We start from the raw sequence: 18,470 nt of genomic DNA on the forward strand, positions 1-18,470 counted from the left end.
GACTTATCCCGTGGTGATTTGAGCCGGCCGGCTTGCAGCCACGTTAAATAAATCGCTAAACAGGCCGGGGACAGTGTGATCCCGGCCTGTGGAATTTTTCCAGGCCGGTTTTTTTGTGCCCGCGTGATGCGGTCACGAGGGAGACCACATGTCCGAGACCAAGACCACCGCACCATCCACCTCCGCCTATCGCCGCGAGACGAGGCTGGTGCATTCCGGCACGCTGCGCTCGCAATATGGCGAGACCTCCGACGCGCTGTTTCTCACCCAGGGCTTCGTCTACGCCTCCGCCGAGCAATGCGAGGCGCGCTTCACCGGCGACGACCCCGGGTTCCAATATTCGCGGTTCTCCAACCCGACGGTGTCGGCGTTCGAACAGCGCATGGCGGAATTCGAGGGCGCCGAGGCCGCGCGCGCCACCGCCACCGGCATGGCGGCGGTGACCGCGGCGCTGTTGGCGCCGCTGCGCGCCGGCGATCACGTGGTCGCTTCCAAGGCGATGTTCGGCTCCTGCCGCTACGTGGTGGAAGACCTGCTGCCGCGCTACGGCATCGAATCAACGCTGGTCGACGGCCTCGACCTCGATCAATGGCAAAAGGCGCTGCGGCCCAACACCAAGACGTTCTTCCTGGAAAGCCCGACCAATCCGACGCTCGACGTGCTCGACATCGGCGAGATCGCCAAGATCGCCCATGCCGGCGGCGCCCGCCTGGTAGTCGACAACGTGTTCGCGACCTCGCTGTGGCAGAGCCCGCTCGAGCTCGGCGCCGACGTCGTGGTGTATTCGGCGACCAAGCACATCGACGGCCAGGGCCGCTGTCTCGGCGGCGTGGTGCTGGCGTCAAACGCCTTCATCGAAGAGCACATCCAGATGTATCTGCGGCAGACCGGGCCATCGCTGTCGCCGTTCAACGCCTGGGTGCTGCTGAAAGGCTTGGAGACGCTGGCGATCCGGGTCGAGAAGCAGACCACCAACGCCGCGGCGGTCGCCGACGCGCTGGCCGGCCATCCGAAGATCACCCGGCTGATCTATCCCGGCCGCGACGACCATCCGCAGGCCGTCACGGTGAAGAAGCAGATGCGCGCCGGCTCGACGCTGGTCGGCTTCGACGTCAAGGGCGGCAAGCAAGGCGCGTTCCGTTTCCTCAACGCGCTGAAGCTGACGCTGATCAGCAACAATCTCGGCGACGCGCGCAGCCTGGTCACGCACCCCGCGACCACCACGCACCAGCGGCTGAAGCCGGAAGTCCGCGCCGATCTCGGCATCAGCGAGGGCTTCATCCGCTACTCCGCCGGGCTCGAACACAAGGACGATCTGATCGAGGATCTTTTGGCCGCGCTACAGCAGGTGTAGCGAACCTCCCAGGCTCGATCTCAAGACACCGGCCTCGGGCGCCGCGCTCATCGCGATCGAAGCGTGATCGCGGCGCGGAAGCCCCGGCGATCCGGGCGGTTGCCGATCGCGAGGTCGGCGCCGGTGCGCTCCAGCGCCAGCGAGACGATCGCAAGGCCAAGCCCGCTGCCGATCGCCGATTTGTTGCGGCCGCGAAAGAAGCGCTGGCCAATCTTCGCCAACTCGCCGTCGGCGACGCCCGGACCGGTGTCTTCGACAATGATCGAGCGATCCGACTCGCCGATCCGCCAATGGACCTCGCCGGCGCCCAGCATGTGCTGGACCGCGTTCTCGTGCAGATTGCGGATCGCGATTTCGAGATATTCGCGGTTGCCGCGCCAGGTCGCATTGATCAGGTCGTCGTCGATGGCGACGGCGACGTTGTCGGGCCGCGGCGTCACCCTGACGACGTCGTCGATCAGACCGCGGATCGCGATGCGCTCCGACTCATCGATTTCGGCGCGGGCGTCGAGCCGCGCCAGCGTCAGCAATTGCCGGACCAGACGGGTGGCGCGATCGACCGCAAGCAGGATCTGCTGCAGCGCCACCTGCGACACCGCCGGATCGTTCGCCGCCAGCGCGACCTGCGCCTGCGTCTTCAACCCCGTCAGTGGGCTGCGCAGTTCGTGCGCCGCGAAGGCGGTGAACTCGCGCTCATGTCGGCGTGCGACCGTGACCTTTTCGAACAACGCATTCAAAGCATTGGCGAGCGGCTGCACTTCCGAGGGCGTCCGGCTGGCGTCCACCGGGCGCATGTCGTCGGCGTCGCGGCCGACCAGATCGGACGTGATCACCCGCAGCGGCCGCAAGCCGCGCCCGACGCTGATCCAGATCAGCACGCCGAGCAGCGGCGCGATCAGCAGCGCCGGCCACAGCAGCCCCTTGATCAGATCGGTAACCAGGCGATCGCGCAGCCCGAGCCGATCGCCGACCAGCACGCGAAAGCCCTTGGCGTCGTCTTCCGCCGCATAGACCCGCCAGGTTTCGCCATCGATCTGCCGCTCGGAAAACCCGGCGTGCTGATCGCTCAGACTCTGCTCCGGCGCGCCGCTCGACCGCGCGATCAGCCGGCCCTGCACCGACCACACCTGGCAGGAGAGCTGTCGCTCGTAGTGACTCGGCACGGCGGCCGTCGCCGGAAGCTCGGGCAACGTCTCCGGCGCGCCGCCTTCCATGCTGCCGACCAGCGACACCACCATGCGCGCGGCCTCCTGCAGCCGCGCATCCAGCACGTGTTCGAGTTCGCGCTGGCTGCTCGTATAGATCCACGTCACCGCGGCGATCCAGACGACTCCGGTGGCGCCGAACAGCACCAGGAACAGGCGAAGGCGCAGCGATCCGATCATAGCGGTCTCATCCGATAGCCGATGCCGCGGACGGTCTCGATCGCGGCGCGTCCGAGCTTGGCGCGGAGGTTGTGGACGTGGACTTCGACGGCGTTGCTTTCGACCTCGTCGCCCCAACCATACAAACGCTCTTCGAGTTCGCTGCGCGAGCGCAGCACCCCGGGCCGCTCCATCAGCGCATGCAGTACCGCGAATTCGCGGCGCGAAAGCGGCACCGGCGCGCCGTCCAGCGTCGCATTGTTGTCGGCGGGAAACAGCCGGATCGCGCCGTGTTCGAGGCAGGTCGCGGCGCGGCCATCGCGGCGGCGGATGATCGCGCGCAACCGGGCACCGAGTTCGTCGAGATCGAACGGCTTACCGAGATAATCGTCGGCGCCCGAATCGAGCCCCGAGATCCGGTCGCCGACCTCGTCGAGCGCGGTCAGCAGCAGCACCGGCGTGGTGTCGCCGCCGGCGCGCAGCTTGCGCAGCAGATCGATGCCGCTGCCGTCGGGCAACATGATGTCGAGCACGATGGCCGAGAAGTTGTTCGCGGCTAGCGCGGCCGCCGCATCCTCGCAGGTCGCGACGCAATCGATGCTGGCACCGGCCAGCGTCAAGCCGGCGCGAATGCCGTCCGCGATCATCGCATCGTCTTCGACCACCAGGATTCTCATCGCAAGCTGTTCTCCACGCGCACCGCTCGGCTGCGAGCCTTAAGGCTGGCTTAAGCTCGGCGACGACACTGCCGCCATTCCATCCAGGCCCCGGGGAACCATGGCAGTCCGACTCTTCCGCATGCTCATCCTGCTCGTCGCGATCGTAGCGGGAGGCGCCACAGTGCACGCCGGTCCGGCCAGGACCGCACCGTTCCAGCTCAACGCCCAGCACGGAGCCGACGGCGTCGAACTGACCTGGCGCATCGCCGCGGGCGATTATCTCTATCGCGACAAGATCGCCGTCACCACCGCCGAGGGCGGGCGCGTCGCGCTGCAGACGCCGGCCGGCGAGGTCAAGGACGATCCCAATTTCGGCATAACCGAGGTCTATCACCACAGCCTGACCGCGACGATCCCCGCCGATGCCGTGAAGGGCGCGAGTCGGCTAACGGTGAGCTATCAGGGCTGCGCCGAGCGCGGCATCTGCTATCCGCCGGTGACGGCGCGCGTGGATCTCGGCACCTATCAGGTATCGATCGCCGGCGGAGCGGCGCCGAGCGCGGACCCGGCCTGGCCCTCCGACGTGCCGGCGCTGCCGGAACTCGCCGAGCCGGCAGCGACGTCGGCGTCCATGCCCGCTTCGGTGCTGCCGTCGATGACGCAAGGCTGGCTGCCGCTGCTGCTGGCGTTCGCCGGATTCGGACTGCTGCTGGCGTTCACGCCCTGCGTGCTGCCGATGGTGCCGATCGTCGCCGGCATGCTGACGCGATCCGGCCCTGACCTTTCGCCGGTGCGCGGCTTCGCGCTGGCAGCGATCTACACCCTGGCAATGGCCAGCGCGTACGCCGCCCTCGGCGTGGCGGCGGCGTGGTCGGGACAGAATCTGCAGAGCGCATTGCAGGCGCCGCTGGCGCTCGCGGTGATGGCGTCGATCTATGTCGCGCTGGCGCTGTCGAGCTTCGGCCTGTTCGAGCTGCAACTCCCGGCCCGGTTCGGCGACAATCTCGCCGGTCGCCTGCATGGCCGCGCCGGGCCGTTACTGGGCGCCGCCGCGCTCGGCTTCACCTCGGCGCTGATCGTCGGGCCCTGCGTGACGCCACCGCTCGCCGCAGCGCTGCTCTACGTCGCGCAGACCGGTGATACGCTACGCGGCGCGGCGGCGCTGTTCGCGCTCGGGCTCGGCATGGGATTCCCGCTGATCCTGGTCGGCCTGTTCGGCGCGGGGGTGTTGCCGCGCTCCGGCCCCTGGCTGGTGACGATCCGCAAACTGTTCGGCTTCGCCTTTCTCGGTCTCGCGGTCGCGTTGATCTCGCGGGTGCTGCCGGGGGCGGTGGCGTTGCTGCTGTGGTCCGGCCTTGCCATCGGCCTCGCCGCGTTTCTCGGCGCGTTCGATCGGCTCGATCGGTCCGGCGGCGCGGTGAGACGCTTCGGCAAGGCCGCTGGTCTCGCCGTGTTCGTCTATGGCGCGACGCTGATCATCGGCGCCGTCGGCGGCAGCGAGGATCCGCTGCGTCCGCTCGCGGTGTTCGGCGCCGACCAGCCTGCGGCGACGGCGATCTTCGCCCGTACTGTGACGTCGATACCCGCGCTCGATCAGGCGATCGTCGACGGCCGCGCGCGCGGCAAGCCGATCATGATCGACTTCTCTGCCGACTGGTGCACCTCGTGCAAGACCATGGAGCGCGACGTGTTCGGCGATCCCACGGTCCGGCGGCGGTTGAACGACGTCACGCTGATCCGCGCCGACGTCACCCGGAGCAACGCGGAGACCGCGGCGCTGATGAAGCGCTTCGACGTCGTCGGACCGCCGACCGTGGTGTTTCTCGATCAGCATGACGGCCACGAAATCACATCCGCCCGCACCGTCGGCGAAGTGCCCGCCGACAGCTTCGTCCAGACCTTGCAGCGCATCGGCGCCTCGTCCTGACCACCATCTTCCAACAGGAGTCTTCCATGAACCGCAGACAATCCCTGCTGATCCTCGGCGCGCTCGCAGCCGTGCCGCTGTCGAAAGTCTTCAGCGCGCCCGCGGCCTGGGCCGAAGGCATCGACGTCAAGGCGATCCTGAACGACCCGGACGCGCCGGAGACCGGCAATCCCAAGGGCAGTCTCACCATCGTGACGTATTTCGACTACAACTGCCCGTTCTGCAAGAAGGCGGAGCCCGACCTCGAACAGGTGGTGCGCGACGACGGCAAGATTCGGCTGGTCTACAAGGACTGGCCGATCCTGACCGAGGCGTCGGTGTACGGCGCTCAGATGGCGCTGGGCGCGAAGTATCAGGGCAAATATCAGGCGGCGCACGACGCGCTGATGGCGATCCCCGGGCGCGGGATCTCCAAGGACCAGATGCGCGACGCCGTCGCCGCCGCGAGCGTCGACATGACGCGGCTGCAGAGCGATCTCGGCGCCCACGGCGACGCGATCACCGCGCTGCTGCGCCGCACGCTGTCGCAGGCCGACGCGATGGGACTGCAGGGAACGCCGGTGTATCTGATCGGGCCGTACAAGGTCGCCGCCGCGCTCGACGCCGCCGCGTTCAAGAAAGTGGTCGATCAGGCCCGCGCCCGCCCGCTCGCGAAGTGACCGGTGTGACCGTTGCCCCGTCGATGTCCATCCGGTCGTTGTTCGCCCTCGCCGCTATCGCCGTCACGCTCGGCGGCTGCGTCACCCGGTCCGATGCCGAACTGAATCTCGGCCCGGCGAGGAGCACGGTGGGTCCCGCGGTCGCGGCGCGCTATGCGGCGATCGACAACGACAAATACCCGATCGCCGGCATCGATCCGGACGAGCTGCAGCCGGCCTATGTGCGGCAATTGGTCGACTACAAGACCGACGAGCCGCCCGGGACCGTCGTGGTCGATCCGCACGGTCGCTTTCTCTACCTCGTGATGGAGCGCGGCAAGGCGTTGCGCTACGGCGTCGGCGTCGGCAAGGCCGGGCTGGAGTTCAGCGGCACCGCCCATGTCGGACGCAAGGCCGTGTGGCCGCATTGGACCCCGACGAAGAGCATGATCGCACGCGAACCGCAGCGCTACGGCAAATGGGCCAAAGGCATGGACGGCGGCGGCGCCAATCCGCTCGGCCCGCGGGCGCTGTATCTGTTCAAGGACGGCAAGGACACGCTGTACCGGATCCACGGCACCACCGAACCCGAAACGATCGGCAAGGCGGTGTCGTCAGGCTGCATCCGGATGCTGAACCAGGATATCGTCGACCTCTATTCACGCGTCCCGACAGGCGCCAAGGTCGTCGTCCGCTAGCGCTGCTCCGATTCGAGCGGATCGGGATGCTCGGTCTCGTCTCACATCGGCCGATAGGCGCGCACGTCGGCCGGGACGTTGACGCCGAGCTTGATCTGGCCGACCGAGCGGATGATGTCGTCGCCGAGCAATTGCGCGAAACAGGCATAGCCCCAATCGTTCATGTGCAGTCCGTCGGCGATCACGAAGCTGTCGAACGGGATCGCCTGGTTCTCGTGCCACTGCCGCATCACTTCGAAGCGCGGGAAGAAGCCGACCTTGCGCAATTCCGCGACCCGACCGAGCAACTGCACCATGCGGCTGGCCTTCTCGGCCTTCTCGGTGACGCGCGGGGCGTATTGCGGATCGACCAGCACCAGATCGGCGCCGGCGGCCTGGATCGTGGAGATGCCGTCCTCGACCAGCTTGGCGGTTTCCGCCGGATCGAGATTGCGCAGGATGGCGTTGGTGCCGACCTGCCAGATCACCAGATCGGGCTTCAGATCCAGCACCGAACTCTTCAGCCGCGCCATCATCTCGGGCGCGTCTTCGCCGCCCTGGCCACGGTTGATCACCGAGATGTCGGCGGTCGGGTAGCGCCGGTGCAACTGCGCCGCCAGCCGGTTCGGATAGTTGAAGGCCGGCGAAGTCGAGCCGTAGCCCTGGGTCGAGGACGACCCGAACGCCACGATCACCACCGGCGCCCCGGAGATCAGTTTGCTGGCGACGTGCGGCAGCGAACCCATCGGCTTCAGCCCGCCCTTCGGTGGCAGGCACGGCACCCGGGTCAAGATATCGCCGGCCTGTTTGGCGGCGTCCTTCACGCGGTCGATCGCCGTGCCGGCGAGTCCCTTGTCGGGAAAGCGATCCTGAGCCTTGTCTTGCACCTGCAGCTGCGGGCCCTGCGGCTCCGCGGCGGCGGAGATCGCCGGATGATCCGGCGGCGTCGCCGCATGGGCCACCTGGGCGCGGGCCTGCGGCGCCACCATCAGCAGCAGTGCCGCGACGACCGCGGTCACTGTGCTCGCCTGCTTCACACCATCACGCAACATTAACGCTGTATCCTCAATTCGACCGGATTGATCCGGGCCGCATCGATCACCAAATCCGCCAACGCGCGACCGACGCAGTCGTGCACGCGCTTGGCCAAATCAATCCCCGGCGAGGGGCTGAACAGATCGAACTCGCCCTTTTCGCTCCATTCCCGCATGATCGCGAAACGGTCGAACAGCGGAATCTCGTGCTTCTGGGCGACCACCCGCATGTTGTCCAAATAGGGCGCCGAGGAGATCATCGTCTCGGTGCGCGGACTGTACTGCAGATTCATTAAAATCACGTCGGCGCCGGCCTTTTGCATCGCTTCGACGCCTTCGTCGACGGCCTCGCGAAATTCCTCCGGGTCCACCGAGCGCGTGGCGTCGAAGGTTCCGGTCTGCCAGATCACCAACACCGGCTTGCGCTCTTCGAGCATCTTGGCAAAGCCCGCCACCGCCTCCTCGGCGGTCTTCTTGACCTTCAGTTCGACCGACACGTGGATGGTCGCCGCCGGCAGCTTCTCCTGCAGCGCGCTCTGCAGCCGCCACGGATAGGCGGTGGCGTCCGCCGTCATGATGGTCGAGGACCGGCTGCCCACCACCAAGATGTCCAACGGTCGGCCGGCTTTCAAGGCCTCCGCGACCTTTGGCAGCGTGCTGTCGCTGGCCAGCAGGTAGGCCGGCACATTGCAGTTCCCGGGCTGGTCCTCGGCGAATGCCAAGCCCGACGCCAGCACGGCGAGCAACATCAGCCCAAGTCTGGCCGCCGATGTGGCTTTCATGCTGCCCCTCCCGCCAGATCGGCGTCGTTGCTTGCCGCGCGCGGTCCGGCCTTGGCTGCGACCCGCTTGTACCATGAAAACAGCCAGGCCGCGGCCGACATCAGCACCACGCCGGAGACGCTGACCAGGAAATGCATCAAGGCGCCGCCGGCGATCTCGGCCAGGACGAAATAGCCGGCGAACGCCAGGAAGATGCCGAGGCAGAAGATCTCCAGCGAATGCTGGCCGCACAGGATCACCGGCCGCAGCCACGGCGATTTCAGGCCGGGCCAATCGCGATGCAGAAACCGCACGGTGATCGCAGCCAGCGCCAGAAAATGCGCAAAACGCAGCACGTCGAGGTCGGTCTTATTGATCGGATACATCCACTGTTCGATGAGCCGGGGCATCAGAGGATGCAGTTGCGGCACATACCAGGTCAACGTGACAAAAAATGCCGCAAGTAGATAGGCAATCGAAATCGCCAGGGTGATGTTGGAAGACAGGATGCGCGCCATCCGCTGCGCGCCGCCGAGCGCGCACCATGCCCCGAATACGAACAACAGTTGCCAGGCGAACGGATTGAAGGCCCACACCCCGCTGGGATAGGCGCTGAGATAGAGATCGAACTCCCAGGTCGCCGCGTACAGCGCCACCGACAGCGTCAGCGCCAGATCGGGCTTGCGCTGCATCAGCCACAGGATCGGCGGCAGGAAGAACATCAGCACGATGTAAAGCGGCAGCACGTCCATATTGACCGGCCGAAACCGCAGCAGCAGCGCCTGCACGATGGTGACGTCGGGCTGCTTGAGAAAGTCCAGGATGCCCATTTCCTCGGAATACAACGGGCTTTCGAACGAGGTCGCGACGTAGGAAATCTCCGCCAGAAAGATCGTGAACAGAAACACGTGGGCGACATAGATCTGCCAGACCCGCTTCAGGATCCGCGCCGCGGCGACCACGAAGCCCTGTTCGAGCATGGCGCGGCCATAGACAAAGGCTGCGGTGTAGCCGGAGATGAAAATGAAAATCTCGGTGGCGTCGCTGAAGCCGTAATTGCGGATGGTCAGCCAGGTCAGGATGTTGGGCGGCAGGTGATCGATGAAGATCAACCACAGCGCCAGGCCGCGAAACAGATCGAGCCGCAGTTCGCGTTTAGGCGTCGCGGGCGCCGGTTTGGCCGCCGGCGGCTTTGCCGGCGGCGTTGGGACCGGCGCCGCAGCGTCAGTGCCGTAGGACGCTCCGGCAGTGGATTCAGCGACGGACGTCATGGGGCACCGTTGGCAAGTCAGGGTCGCGGATCAGCGCGACTGAGCCATCGCGCGTAGCGGGTGAGAAATGCACGGGTCGGCGCGCGAATTGCAAGATCTTCGCCCACGATCGGGGCCGACCCTCGCCACTGCGTCGCGGAACCGAACCCCGGCTGACCGATTGGGTTTGCGATCGTTACCAAGGAACTGTGTTGAAACGGCGATCCCGGCGCCGTGACCGCAAGAACTGGTTCCGAGAGCGATTTTTGAGTATGATACCGAAAAACTGGAAAGACACTCGCATGTACCGTGCCGTAACCCGCCGGATCGAGGTGACCGTCGAGCCGAACTTCCTGCCGGAACGCTCATCGGCGGAAAACCGGCAATTTTTCTGGTCCTACACCATCGTCATCATCAATTCCGGCGACGAAACCGTACAGTTGCGGACCCGCCACTGGATCATCACCGATGCATCCGGCCGCAAGCAGGAAGTCCGCGGCGAAGGCGTGGTCGGCGAACAGCCGGTGCTGGAGCCGGGACAGCGCTTCGAATACACCTCAGGCGTGCCGCTGCCGACCGCTTCGGGCTTCATGGCCGGGCGCTACCAGATGGTCACCGCCAGCGGCGAGCCGTTCGAGATCGACGTGCCGGCGTTCTCGCTGGACAGCCCGGAAGCCAAACGGACGTTGAATTAGGGGCATCGTATCCGGGACGTGGCTGCAGCACGAAGTGCTGCTACGCCGATCCAGAGCACGTTCCTCGCTGCCGTCATTCCGGGGCGCGAGGCCGCAGGCCGAGCGAACCCGGAATCTCGCACCAGGCCCGACGCTTGCACCCGCAGCAAGATTCCGGGTTCACGCGCGGCTCACGCCGCTCGTGCCCCGGAATGACGCCAGATATTTGGGAAGCGCAGAGCAACATGGCAGGAAAGCCGCAAATGCTCATTTGACGCCGTGTCCCGGACGCGGAGCGGCGCTCTGCGCCGCGCCGTGAGCCGGGACCGTTACGGATGTGGCGGTGGATTAGATGTCGCGCTTCGCTTGGAACGGCCCCGGCTCGTCACGCAACGCTGACGCGTTGCGGGCCGTCCGGGGCACGAACTATCCCAGAGGGTGAAGCCGAGGTCCACTTCGCGACGGAGCTGCTACTCCACCCCGGCTTCCGCAGGCGTGAATTCGTACACCGATGAGCAGAACTCGCAGGTCACCACCACCTTGCCGTCCTTGACCATCTCGGCGCGATCCTTGGCTTCGAAGTTCGACAGCATCGCCGACACCGCCTCGCGCGAACACGAGCATTTCGCCCGCAGCGCAAGCGGCGCGAACACCCGCACGCCGCGCTCGTGAAACAGCCGATACAACAGCCGCTCGCCGCTCAGATCCGGATCGATCAGTTCGATGTCCTCGACGGTGCCGATCAGCGACTGGCCCTCGACCCAGGCGTCGTCCTCCGGCACTTCGTTCATCGCGGCGCCCTCCGGCGCGTCGCCGGGATGCAGGTCGCGCTGCGCCCGCGCCGCGGCCTTAGGGAGAAACTGCAGCAGCATGCCGCCGGCCCGCCAGCGATGCTTCGGGCCGTCGCCGCCGCGCCATTCCTCGCCGACCGCGAGCCGCACCTTGGTGGGGATCTGCTCGGAGCGCAGGAAATATTCGTGCGCGGCGTCTTCCAGGTCGCCGCCGTCCAGCGCCACCAGGCCCTGATAGCGCTTCATGTCGGCGCCCTGGTCGATGGTCATGGCGAGATGGCCGCGCCCGAGCAGCGCCGCGGAATCCTGACCCTCGGCGAGCCGCGCCTTGTCGAACCGCGCATAGGCGCGGATGCGGTCCGGCGACTGGAAATCCACGATCAGGAACGACACCGGGCCGTCGGTCTGGGTCTGCAGGATGAAGCGGCCGTCGAATTTCAGCTGCGAGCCGAGCAGCGTGGCGAGCACGATGGCTTCGCCGAGCAGCTTGCCGACCGGGGTCGGATAATCGTGCTTGGTGAGGATGTCGTCGAGCGCCGGGCCAAGCCTGGTCAGCCGGCCGCGCAGATCGAGCGAGCCGACTTCGAACGGCAGCACCTCGTCATCGACGGGAACCGGAGACGGCGCGCGCTCGAGCGGCGCTGTTTGAATTTTCGGATCGGGGGATTGTTCGGTCATGGCGCTCTATCTGGGGTCAGCGGGTTGCGATGAAAACCCCGGAGCGGGGAAAAGGTGAAGGCAGGGCATTCGCGGCAATCGTGTCCCGGACGCGGAGCGGCGCATCTGCGCCGCGCCGCGAGCCGGGACCGTTACGGATGTTGCGCTGGAGCGCCGCGCCTGGCGATGTCGCGCTTGGAACGGCCCCGGCTCGCCCCGCAACGCTGACGCGGTGCGCTGCGTCCGGGCACGCTGAATTCAGCGCCGCCTCAGCCCACCGCGTCGAAGCACCACGCCAGAATGCCCTTGTGGGCGTGCAGGCGGTTTTCGGCCTCGTCGAACACCACCGATTGCGGGCCGTCGATCACCTCGTCGGTGACTTCCTCGCCGCGATGCGCCGGCAGGCAGTGCATGAAGATCGCGTCCTTGCTGGCCATCGACATCAGCTTGGCGTTGACCTGGAACGGCTTCAACAGGTTGTGGCGGTGCTCGCCTTCCTTGTCGCCCATCGACACCCAGGTGTCGGTGATGACGCAATCCGCCCCCTTCACCGCCGCTTCGGCATCGTTGCCGAGCTGGATCGAGGCGCCGGTGGCCTTGATCCAGTCCTTCATCGCCTTGTTCGGCGCCAGCTGCGGCGGCGTGGCGATCCGCAGGTTGAACTGAAAGCGCTCGGCGGCATGCACCCAGGACGCCAGCACGTTGTTGTCGTCGCCGGTCCAGGCGATGGTGCGGCCCTTGATCGGGCCGCGATGCTCCTCGAACGTCATCAGGTCCGCCATCACCTGGCCGGGATGCGAGCGCCGCGTCAGGCCGTTGATCACCGGCACGGTGGCGTGCGCAGCCAGTTCCAGCAGCGCCTCGTGACTGAGGATGCGGATCATGATCGCGTCGACGTAGCGCGACAGGACCTTCGCGGTGTCGGCGAAGGTTTCACCGCGGCCGAGCTGCATCTCGGCGCCGGTCAGCATGATCGCCTCGCCGCCGAGCTGCCGCATGCCGACGTCGAACGACACCCGGGTGCGGGTCGAGGGCTTCTCGAAGATCATCGCCAGCGTCTTGCCCTCGAGCGGCTTGCCCGGCTTGTTGTTAGGATCCTTGGCCTTCAGCTTGGTCTTCATCGCCACGCTGACATCAAGGATGCGGCGCAGCTCCTTGGTCGGCAGCTCGGTGAGATCGAGGAAATGGCGCGGCGTACTCATCGTCCGGCCTCCCGCTGCAACGCAGGCGCCGCCGACAGCGCGACGCAGGCGCGCTCGATCCGCTCCACCGCGTCGTCGATTTCGGCCTCCGAGACGATCAACGGCGGCAACAGCCGCACCACATTGTCGCCGGCACCAACCGTGAGCAGCTTCTGCTCGCGCAACGCCGCCACCAGATCGGTCGACGGCACCACCGCCTTCAACCCGATCAGCAGGCCTTCGCCGCGCACTTCGCTCAGCACCTCGGGATAGCGATCGACCACCGAGGCGAGCTTCTGCCGCGCCAATAGCGCGATCTGCTGCACCCGCTCGAAGAAGCCGGGCTTCAGCATGATGTCGAGCACCGCATTGCCGGCGGCGACGGCCAGCGGATTGCCGCCGAAGGTCGAGCCGTGCGAACCGGGCGTCATGCCGGCGGCGGCGTCCGCGGTGGCAAGGCAGGCGCCGATCGGAAAGCCGCCGCCCAGCGCCTTGGCCAGCGACATCACGTCCGGCGTCACGCCGAACCGCTGGTGCGCGAACAAGATTCCGGTGCGGCCCATGCCGGTCTGCACTTCGTCAAAAATCAGCAGCAGGCCTCGCTCGTCGCATAATTCGCGCAATGCCCGGAAGAATGCCGGCGGCGGCGAGCGCACGCCGCCTTCGCCTTGCAACGGTTCGATCAGAATGCCGGCGGTGCCGGGACCGATCGCGGCCTTCACCGCCGCGATATCGCCGAGCGGCACCTGGTCGAAGCCGTCCATCGGCGGGCCGAAGCCGTCGAGATATTTCGCCGATCCGGTCGCCGCCAGCGTCGCCAGGGTGCGGCCGTGAAACGCGCCTTCGAAAGTGATGATGCGGTAACGCTCGGGATGACCTTTGGCCGCGTGGTGCTTGCGGGTGATCTTGATCGCGCATTCCATCGCCTCGGCGCCGGAATTGGCGAAGAACACCAAGTCCGCGAAGCTCTGCTCGCACAGCCGCGCCGCCAAGCGCTCGCCGTCCGGGCTCTTGAACAAATTCGACATGTGCCAGAGCTGCGTCGCCTGCTCCTGCAGCGCCGCCACCAGATGCGGATGGCAATGGCCGAGCGCATTCACCGCAATGCCGCTGGTGAAATCCAGATAGCGCTCTCCGGTGGTCGAGATCAGCCAAACCCCTTCACCGCGCGCGAAGGCGAGATCCGCCCTGGCAAATACCGGCAAAAGATGGGAGGTCGCAGCGCTCTTCGACATGGCTGATCCGATCGGAAGTTGGGGTGCGGCTCGATCGGCGGCATCGCGCGATCGGGCTGAGGGACCCCGGAAACGAAACGTGCCGCCTTTCCAGGCGGCACGTGGCATTATTCTATGTGCGCTGCGATGACTGTCAACCGGTGTGTGCGGCAGAGTTCCCGCAATCGCGACCGATTGACACCGCGGCACCGCCGAGTCACCACAAAAATAGGCCGATACGTGCAATCCTAGTAGTTAGAAGGTGTGGACGCACCTGCCCTGACTCTTGCGCGAGAGTCACGGCATATTGTAGCCTTTGACCTGTCGGGTACGACATCTCGTGCACGGTTTGTGATCCACTCGAGTCCTCGGTACTGCGTAACGCCCGCGCGCGCTTGCTGCGTGCGGCGAGGGCTAAGGGATTCTGCCGGCAGGGGATTTTGCAGACGTTTGAGTCGCAGCGCTGCCCTGGAACGGCGGCCGCGACACGAAGGGATAGAGCGATGACGGTATTGACCTGGACCGACGATCGCGTCGAACAATTGAAGAAGCTCTGGGAAGGCGGGCTGTCAGCCAGCCAGATCGCCGCAGAGCTCGGCAATGTGACGCGCAACGCGGTGATTGGCAAAGTCCACAGGCTCGGCCTGTCGGGACGCGCCAAGAGCCCGACGTCGGCGGCGCCGCGCCCGCGCAAGGCGCGTCCGGCCCAGCACATGATGCGGGTGACGCGCCCGGTGTCGCGCGGCAACACCGCGCTGGCGCATGTGTTCGAAGTCGAGGCCGAGCCGGATCCGGTGACGCACGACAACGTGGTGCCGATGAGCCAGCGGCTGAGCCTGCTGGAACTCAACGAGGCGACCTGCCACTGGCCGATCGGCGATCCCAGCAATCCGGAATTCTTCTTCTGCGGCGGCAAGGCGCTGGGCGGCCTGCCGTATTGCGCGCACCACTCGCGCATCGCCTACCAGCCGGCCGGCGATCGCCGCCGCCAGCAAGCCAAGCCGACGCGGTAGGAGAGCGAATAGCGAGTGGCGAATAGAGGGCGCTTCGGTCGCCGAACCGCCCTCTCACTTCTTCCTTTTGACTATTCGCTACTCGCTATTCGCCCTCTCCTCGATCACTCCGCCTTGGCGGCGAAGCGATCGTCGAGCGCGTAGCCGGCGCCGCGCACGGTGCGGATCGGATCCTGCTCGCGGCCGGGATTGAGCAATTTGCGCAAGCGGCCGATATGCACGTCGACGGTACGCTCGTCGATGTAGATGTCGCGGCCCCAGACGCTATCGAGCAATTGTTCGCGGCTGAACACCCGGCCGGGATGCTCGAGAAAGAACTCCAGCAGCCGATATTCGGTCGGCCCCAAATCGATCGGCCGTCCGGAGCGCGCGACGCGGCGCTTGTCGCGGTCGAGCTCGATGTCGCCATAGGCCAGCACGGTGGCGAGGCGCTCGGGACTGGCGCGGCGCAACAGGCCCTTCACACGGGCCAACAACTCCGGCACTGAGAACGGCTTGACGATGTAGTCGTCGGCGCCGGTGGCGAGCCCGCGCACCCGCTCGCTTTCCTCGCCGCGCGCGGTCAGCATGATGATCGGCAGTTGCTTGGTTTCCGGCCGCGCCCGCAAACGCCGGCACAATTCGATGCCCGACAGCCCGGGCAGCATCCAATCCAGCACCACCAGATCCGGAATCCGTTCTTTCAGCCTGGTGTCGGCGTCGTCGCCGCGGGCTACGGTTTCGACGTCATAACCTTCGGCGTCGAGGTTGTAGCGCAGCAACGTCGTCAGCGCTTCCTCGTCTTCAACTACCAGAATGCGCGCACTCATCTATCGGTCTCTCATGTGTTGCCGGGGGCGGCGTCGGCGAAATTGGTCATGTCGCCCTTCGGCCGCTTGTCGAGAATCTGCTGGCCTTCGATCATGTAGAACACGGTCTCGGCGATGTTGGTGGCGTGGTCGCCGATCCGCTCGATGTTCTTGGCGCAGAACATCAGATGAATGCAGAAGCTTATGTTGCGCGGGTCTTCCATCATATAGGTCAACAGTTCGCGGAACAGCGAGGTGCAGATCGCGTCGACCTCCTCGTCGCCGTTCCACACCACCATCGCAGCCGGCAGGTCGTGCGCCGCATAGGCGTCGAGCACCGCCTTGACCTGCGACTGCACCAGGTCGGTCATGTGTTCGAGGCCGCGGATCAGTTTCAGCGGGTGGAAGTCGTTGTCGAGCGCGTTGACGCGCTTGCCGATGTTCTTGGCGAGGTCGCCGATCCGCTCCAGATCGGTGGCGACGCGCAACGCGCCGACGATCTCGCGCAGATCGACCGCCATCGGCTGGCGCCGGGCGATGGTCAGCACCGCGCGCTCCTCGATCACCCGCTGCAACTGGTCGATCTCGGCATCGGCCGCGACCACACGGCTGCCGAGTGCGACATCGCGGCGGGTCAGGGCGTCGACCGAATCCACGATCTGGCGCTCGGCGAGGCCGCCCATCTCGGCGACCAGACGCGTCAGTTCCTGCAGGTCGCTGTCGAAAGCCTTGGTGGTGTGTTCGAAAGCCATGATGGTTCTTTCTGCCTCAGCCGAAGCGGCCGGTGATGTAGTCCTGGGTCCGGCGATCGGTCGGCGAGGTGAAGATCTTGTTGGTTTCGCCGAATTCGATCAACTCGCCGAGATACATGAAGGCCGTGGAGTCCGACACCCGCGCCGCCTGCTGCATGTTATGGGTGACGATGGCGATGGTGTAGTCTTCCTTCAATTCGTCGATCAGTTCTTCGATCTTGGCGGTGGAAATCGGGTCCAGCGCCGAGCACGGTTCGTCGAACAGGATCACTTCCGGCCGCACCGCGATAGTTCGGGCGATGCACAGCCGCTGCTGCTGGCCGCCGGACAGGCTGAGGCCGGAAGCGCCGAGCTGGTCCTTGACCTCGTTCCACAACGCGCCGCCGCGCAGCGCGCGCTCCACCCGGTTGTCCATCTCCGACTTGGAGATCTTCTCGTACAGCCGCACGCCGAAGGCGATGTTCTCGTAGATCGTCATCGGAAACGGCGTCGGCTTCTGAAACACCATGCCGACCCGCGCCCGCAACAGGTTGAGATCGAGCTTGGCGTCGAGCACGTTCTGGCTGTCGAGCATCACCTGGCCGGTGGCGCGCTGGCCGGGATACAGATCGTACATCCGGTTGAACACCCGCAGCAGCGTCGACTTGCCGCAGCCCGACGGCCCGATGAAGGCGGTGACGCGGTTGGCGATCAGGTTGAGGTTGATGGCCTTCAGCGCGTGGTTGTCGCCGTAGTAGAAGTTGAGGTCGCGGACGCTGACCTTGGCGCGCTCGACTTGGCCGCCGACCACGGAGGGCGGCGCGCCGGCGTCGGGAACGCTGGTGGTAATCGAAATCTCGGTCATTTCGTCGTCCTCTCGGCGCCGAGGATACGCGCGCCAATGTTCAGGGCCAGAACGGTCAAGGTGATGATCAAAGCCCCGCTCCAGGCGAGCTGCTTCCAGTACTCGTAGGGGCTTTGCACGAAGTTGTTGATGGTCACCGGCAGGTTGGCCATGGTCTTGGTGAGATCCAGGCTGAAGAACTGGTTGCTCAGCGCGGTGAACAGCAAAGGCGCGGTCTCGCCGGCGACCCGCGCGGTGGCGAGCAGCACGCCGGTGATCAGCCCGGCGCGGGCGGCGCGGTAGGCGATCCGCTTGATCACCAATGAGCGCGGCAGGCCGAGCGCGGAGGCCGCCTCGCGCAGCGAACTCGGCACCAGCAGCAGCATGTCCTCGGTGGTGCGCACCACCACCGGGATCACGATCACTGCCAGCGCCAGACTGCCCGCGAAGGCCGAGAAGCCGCCCATCGGCACCACCACGGCGCCGTAGATGAACAGCCCGATGATGATCGAGGGCGCCGACAACAGGATATCGTTGATGAAGCGGATCACCGAGGTGAGTTTGTCGTGCTTGCCGTATTCGGCGAGGTAGGTGCCGGCGAACAGCCCGAGCGGCGCGCCGATCCCGACCCCGATCATCGTCATGATGATCGAGCCGACGATGGCGTTGAGCAGGCCGCCGTCGGTGGAGCCGGGCGGCGGGGTGTTCTGGGTGAACACCTGATAGTTGATGCCGGCAAGGCCGTTGTAGAACAGCGTAAACAAGATCATCGCCAGCCAGGTGACGCCGAACAGCGTGGCGGCCAGGCACAGCGCCTTGACGGTGAAGTCGGCGCGTCGGCGGGATTTGTAGATCGGGCTCAGCGCATCGCCTTGGGCGCCGTGGGCGGGTCCGAGAACCGGGGGGCGTTTGG

Annotated in this window: 18 protein-coding genes and 1 riboswitch; of the genes, 6 read left to right on the forward strand and 12 right to left on the reverse strand. The window is 66.1% G+C overall.

Translation table 11 applies throughout. The features are described 5' to 3' along the window. Positions 1 to 80, forward strand: a riboswitch (SAM riboswitch). Positions 81 to 148: 68 nt separating this feature from the next. Further along, positions 149 to 1,354, forward strand: a complete 1,206-nt coding sequence (locus RPC_RS24620) for an O-succinylhomoserine sulfhydrylase (RefSeq protein WP_011475302.1) — start codon at positions 149 to 151, stop codon at positions 1,352 to 1,354. A 47-nt stretch (positions 1,355 to 1,401) separates the two neighbouring features. Here RPC_RS24620 and RPC_RS24625 read toward each other — a convergent pair whose 3' ends face one another. After that, the gene (locus RPC_RS24625; protein WP_011475303.1) at positions 1,402 to 2,739 is read right to left on the reverse strand and encodes a sensor histidine kinase; all 1,338 of its coding nucleotides are present in this window, start codon (positions 2,737 to 2,739) and stop codon (positions 1,402 to 1,404) included. Continuing rightward, positions 2,736 to 3,395, reverse strand: coding sequence for a response regulator (locus tag RPC_RS24630; RefSeq protein ID WP_011475304.1), 660 nt, complete (start codon positions 3,393 to 3,395; stop codon positions 2,736 to 2,738). Before RPC_RS24630 ends, RPC_RS24625 begins: the two co-directional genes overlap by 4 nt. A 100-nt stretch (positions 3,396 to 3,495) precedes the next feature. Between RPC_RS24630 and dsbD the strand changes: the two genes are divergently transcribed. The 3 genes from dsbD to RPC_RS24645 are packed head-to-tail and all read left to right on the forward strand — an operon-like array spanning position 3,496 to position 6,640. Further along, positions 3,496 to 5,304: a protein-disulfide reductase DsbD gene (gene dsbD / locus RPC_RS24635; protein ID WP_011475305.1), complete on the forward strand. Its 1,809-nt coding sequence runs from the start codon at positions 3,496 to 3,498 to the stop codon at positions 5,302 to 5,304. Between the two features lie 26 nt (positions 5,305 to 5,330). Then, positions 5,331 to 5,963, forward strand: coding sequence for a DsbA family protein (locus tag RPC_RS24640; protein WP_011475306.1), 633 nt, complete (start codon positions 5,331 to 5,333; stop codon positions 5,961 to 5,963). A gap of 23 nt (positions 5,964 to 5,986) precedes the next feature. Then, positions 5,987 to 6,640 (forward strand): L,D-transpeptidase, encoded by a 654-nt coding sequence (locus RPC_RS24645; RefSeq protein ID WP_041803292.1) that lies wholly within the window; start codon positions 5,987 to 5,989, stop codon positions 6,638 to 6,640. A gap of 41 nt (positions 6,641 to 6,681) precedes the next feature. Here RPC_RS24645 and RPC_RS24650 read toward each other — a convergent pair whose 3' ends face one another. The 3 genes from RPC_RS24650 to RPC_RS24660 are packed head-to-tail and all read right to left on the reverse strand — an operon-like array spanning position 6,682 to position 9,685. Continuing rightward, positions 6,682 to 7,671, reverse strand: coding sequence for an SGNH/GDSL hydrolase family protein (locus RPC_RS24650; RefSeq protein WP_011475308.1), 990 nt, complete (start codon positions 7,669 to 7,671; stop codon positions 6,682 to 6,684). After that, positions 7,671 to 8,435 carry an SGNH/GDSL hydrolase family protein gene (locus RPC_RS24655; RefSeq protein ID WP_011475309.1) on the reverse strand — a complete coding sequence of 255 codons (765 nt, stop codon included), beginning with the start codon at positions 8,433 to 8,435 and terminating at the stop codon, positions 7,671 to 7,673. Before RPC_RS24655 ends, RPC_RS24650 begins: the two co-directional genes overlap by 1 nt. Then, entirely contained in the window at positions 8,432 to 9,685 is a 1,254-nt protein-coding gene (locus RPC_RS24660; protein ID WP_011475310.1) for an OpgC domain-containing protein, read from the reverse strand. Before RPC_RS24660 ends, RPC_RS24655 begins: the two co-directional genes overlap by 4 nt. A 281-nt stretch (positions 9,686 to 9,966) precedes the next feature. On the opposite strand from RPC_RS24660, the gene apaG reads away from it, so the two are divergent. Beyond that, positions 9,967 to 10,359 carry a Co2+/Mg2+ efflux protein ApaG gene (apaG, locus tag RPC_RS24665; RefSeq protein ID WP_041802253.1) on the forward strand — a complete coding sequence of 131 codons (393 nt, stop codon included), beginning with the start codon at positions 9,967 to 9,969 and terminating at the stop codon, positions 10,357 to 10,359. 449 nt (positions 10,360 to 10,808) lie between these two features. Here the strand turns inward: apaG and RPC_RS24670 are convergent, their stop codons facing one another. The 3 genes from RPC_RS24670 to RPC_RS24680 form a co-directional block, all read right to left on the reverse strand. After that, a complete protein-coding gene (locus RPC_RS24670; protein ID WP_011475312.1) occupies positions 10,809 to 11,807 on the reverse strand; it encodes an Hsp33 family molecular chaperone in 999 nt (332 codons plus the stop codon). Positions 11,808 to 12,055: 248 nt separating this feature from the next. Further along, positions 12,056 to 12,988 carry an ornithine carbamoyltransferase gene (gene argF, locus RPC_RS24675; RefSeq protein WP_011475313.1) on the reverse strand — a complete coding sequence of 311 codons (933 nt, stop codon included), beginning with the start codon at positions 12,986 to 12,988 and terminating at the stop codon, positions 12,056 to 12,058. Continuing rightward, complete coding sequence (locus RPC_RS24680; protein WP_011475314.1) at positions 12,985 to 14,202, reverse strand: aspartate aminotransferase family protein; 1,218 nt, start codon at positions 14,200 to 14,202, stop codon at positions 12,985 to 12,987. The genes argF and RPC_RS24680 overlap by 4 nt, the downstream gene beginning before the upstream one ends. Before the next feature lie 482 nt (positions 14,203 to 14,684). On the opposite strand from RPC_RS24680, the gene RPC_RS24685 reads away from it, so the two are divergent. Beyond that, a complete protein-coding gene (locus RPC_RS24685; RefSeq protein ID WP_011475315.1) occupies positions 14,685 to 15,194 on the forward strand; it encodes a GcrA family cell cycle regulator in 510 nt (169 codons plus the stop codon). 104 nt (positions 15,195 to 15,298) lie between these two features. On the opposite strand, the gene phoB is transcribed toward RPC_RS24685, so the two are convergent. The 4 genes from phoB to pstA are packed head-to-tail and all read right to left on the reverse strand — an operon-like array spanning position 15,299 to position 18,420. Beyond that, positions 15,299 to 16,003, reverse strand: a complete 705-nt coding sequence (gene phoB, locus RPC_RS24690) for a phosphate regulon transcriptional regulator PhoB (protein ID WP_011475316.1) — start codon at positions 16,001 to 16,003, stop codon at positions 15,299 to 15,301. Positions 16,004 to 16,014: 11 nt separating this feature from the next. Beyond that, positions 16,015 to 16,734: a phosphate signaling complex protein PhoU gene (gene phoU / locus RPC_RS24695; protein WP_011475317.1), complete on the reverse strand. Its 720-nt coding sequence runs from the start codon at positions 16,732 to 16,734 to the stop codon at positions 16,015 to 16,017. Between the two features lie 16 nt (positions 16,735 to 16,750). Then, complete coding sequence (gene pstB / locus RPC_RS24700; RefSeq protein ID WP_011475318.1) at positions 16,751 to 17,578, reverse strand: phosphate ABC transporter ATP-binding protein PstB; 828 nt, start codon at positions 17,576 to 17,578, stop codon at positions 16,751 to 16,753. After that, entirely contained in the window at positions 17,575 to 18,420 is an 846-nt protein-coding gene (pstA, locus tag RPC_RS24705) for a phosphate ABC transporter permease PstA (protein ID WP_085978933.1), read from the reverse strand. Before pstA ends, pstB begins: the two co-directional genes overlap by 4 nt. Positions 18,421 to 18,470: the final 50 nt, after the last annotated feature.

Source organism: Rhodopseudomonas palustris BisB18 (assembly GCF_000013745.1).
Classification (GTDB): Bacteria; Pseudomonadota; Alphaproteobacteria; order Rhizobiales; family Xanthobacteraceae; genus Rhodopseudomonas_A; species Rhodopseudomonas_A palustris_F.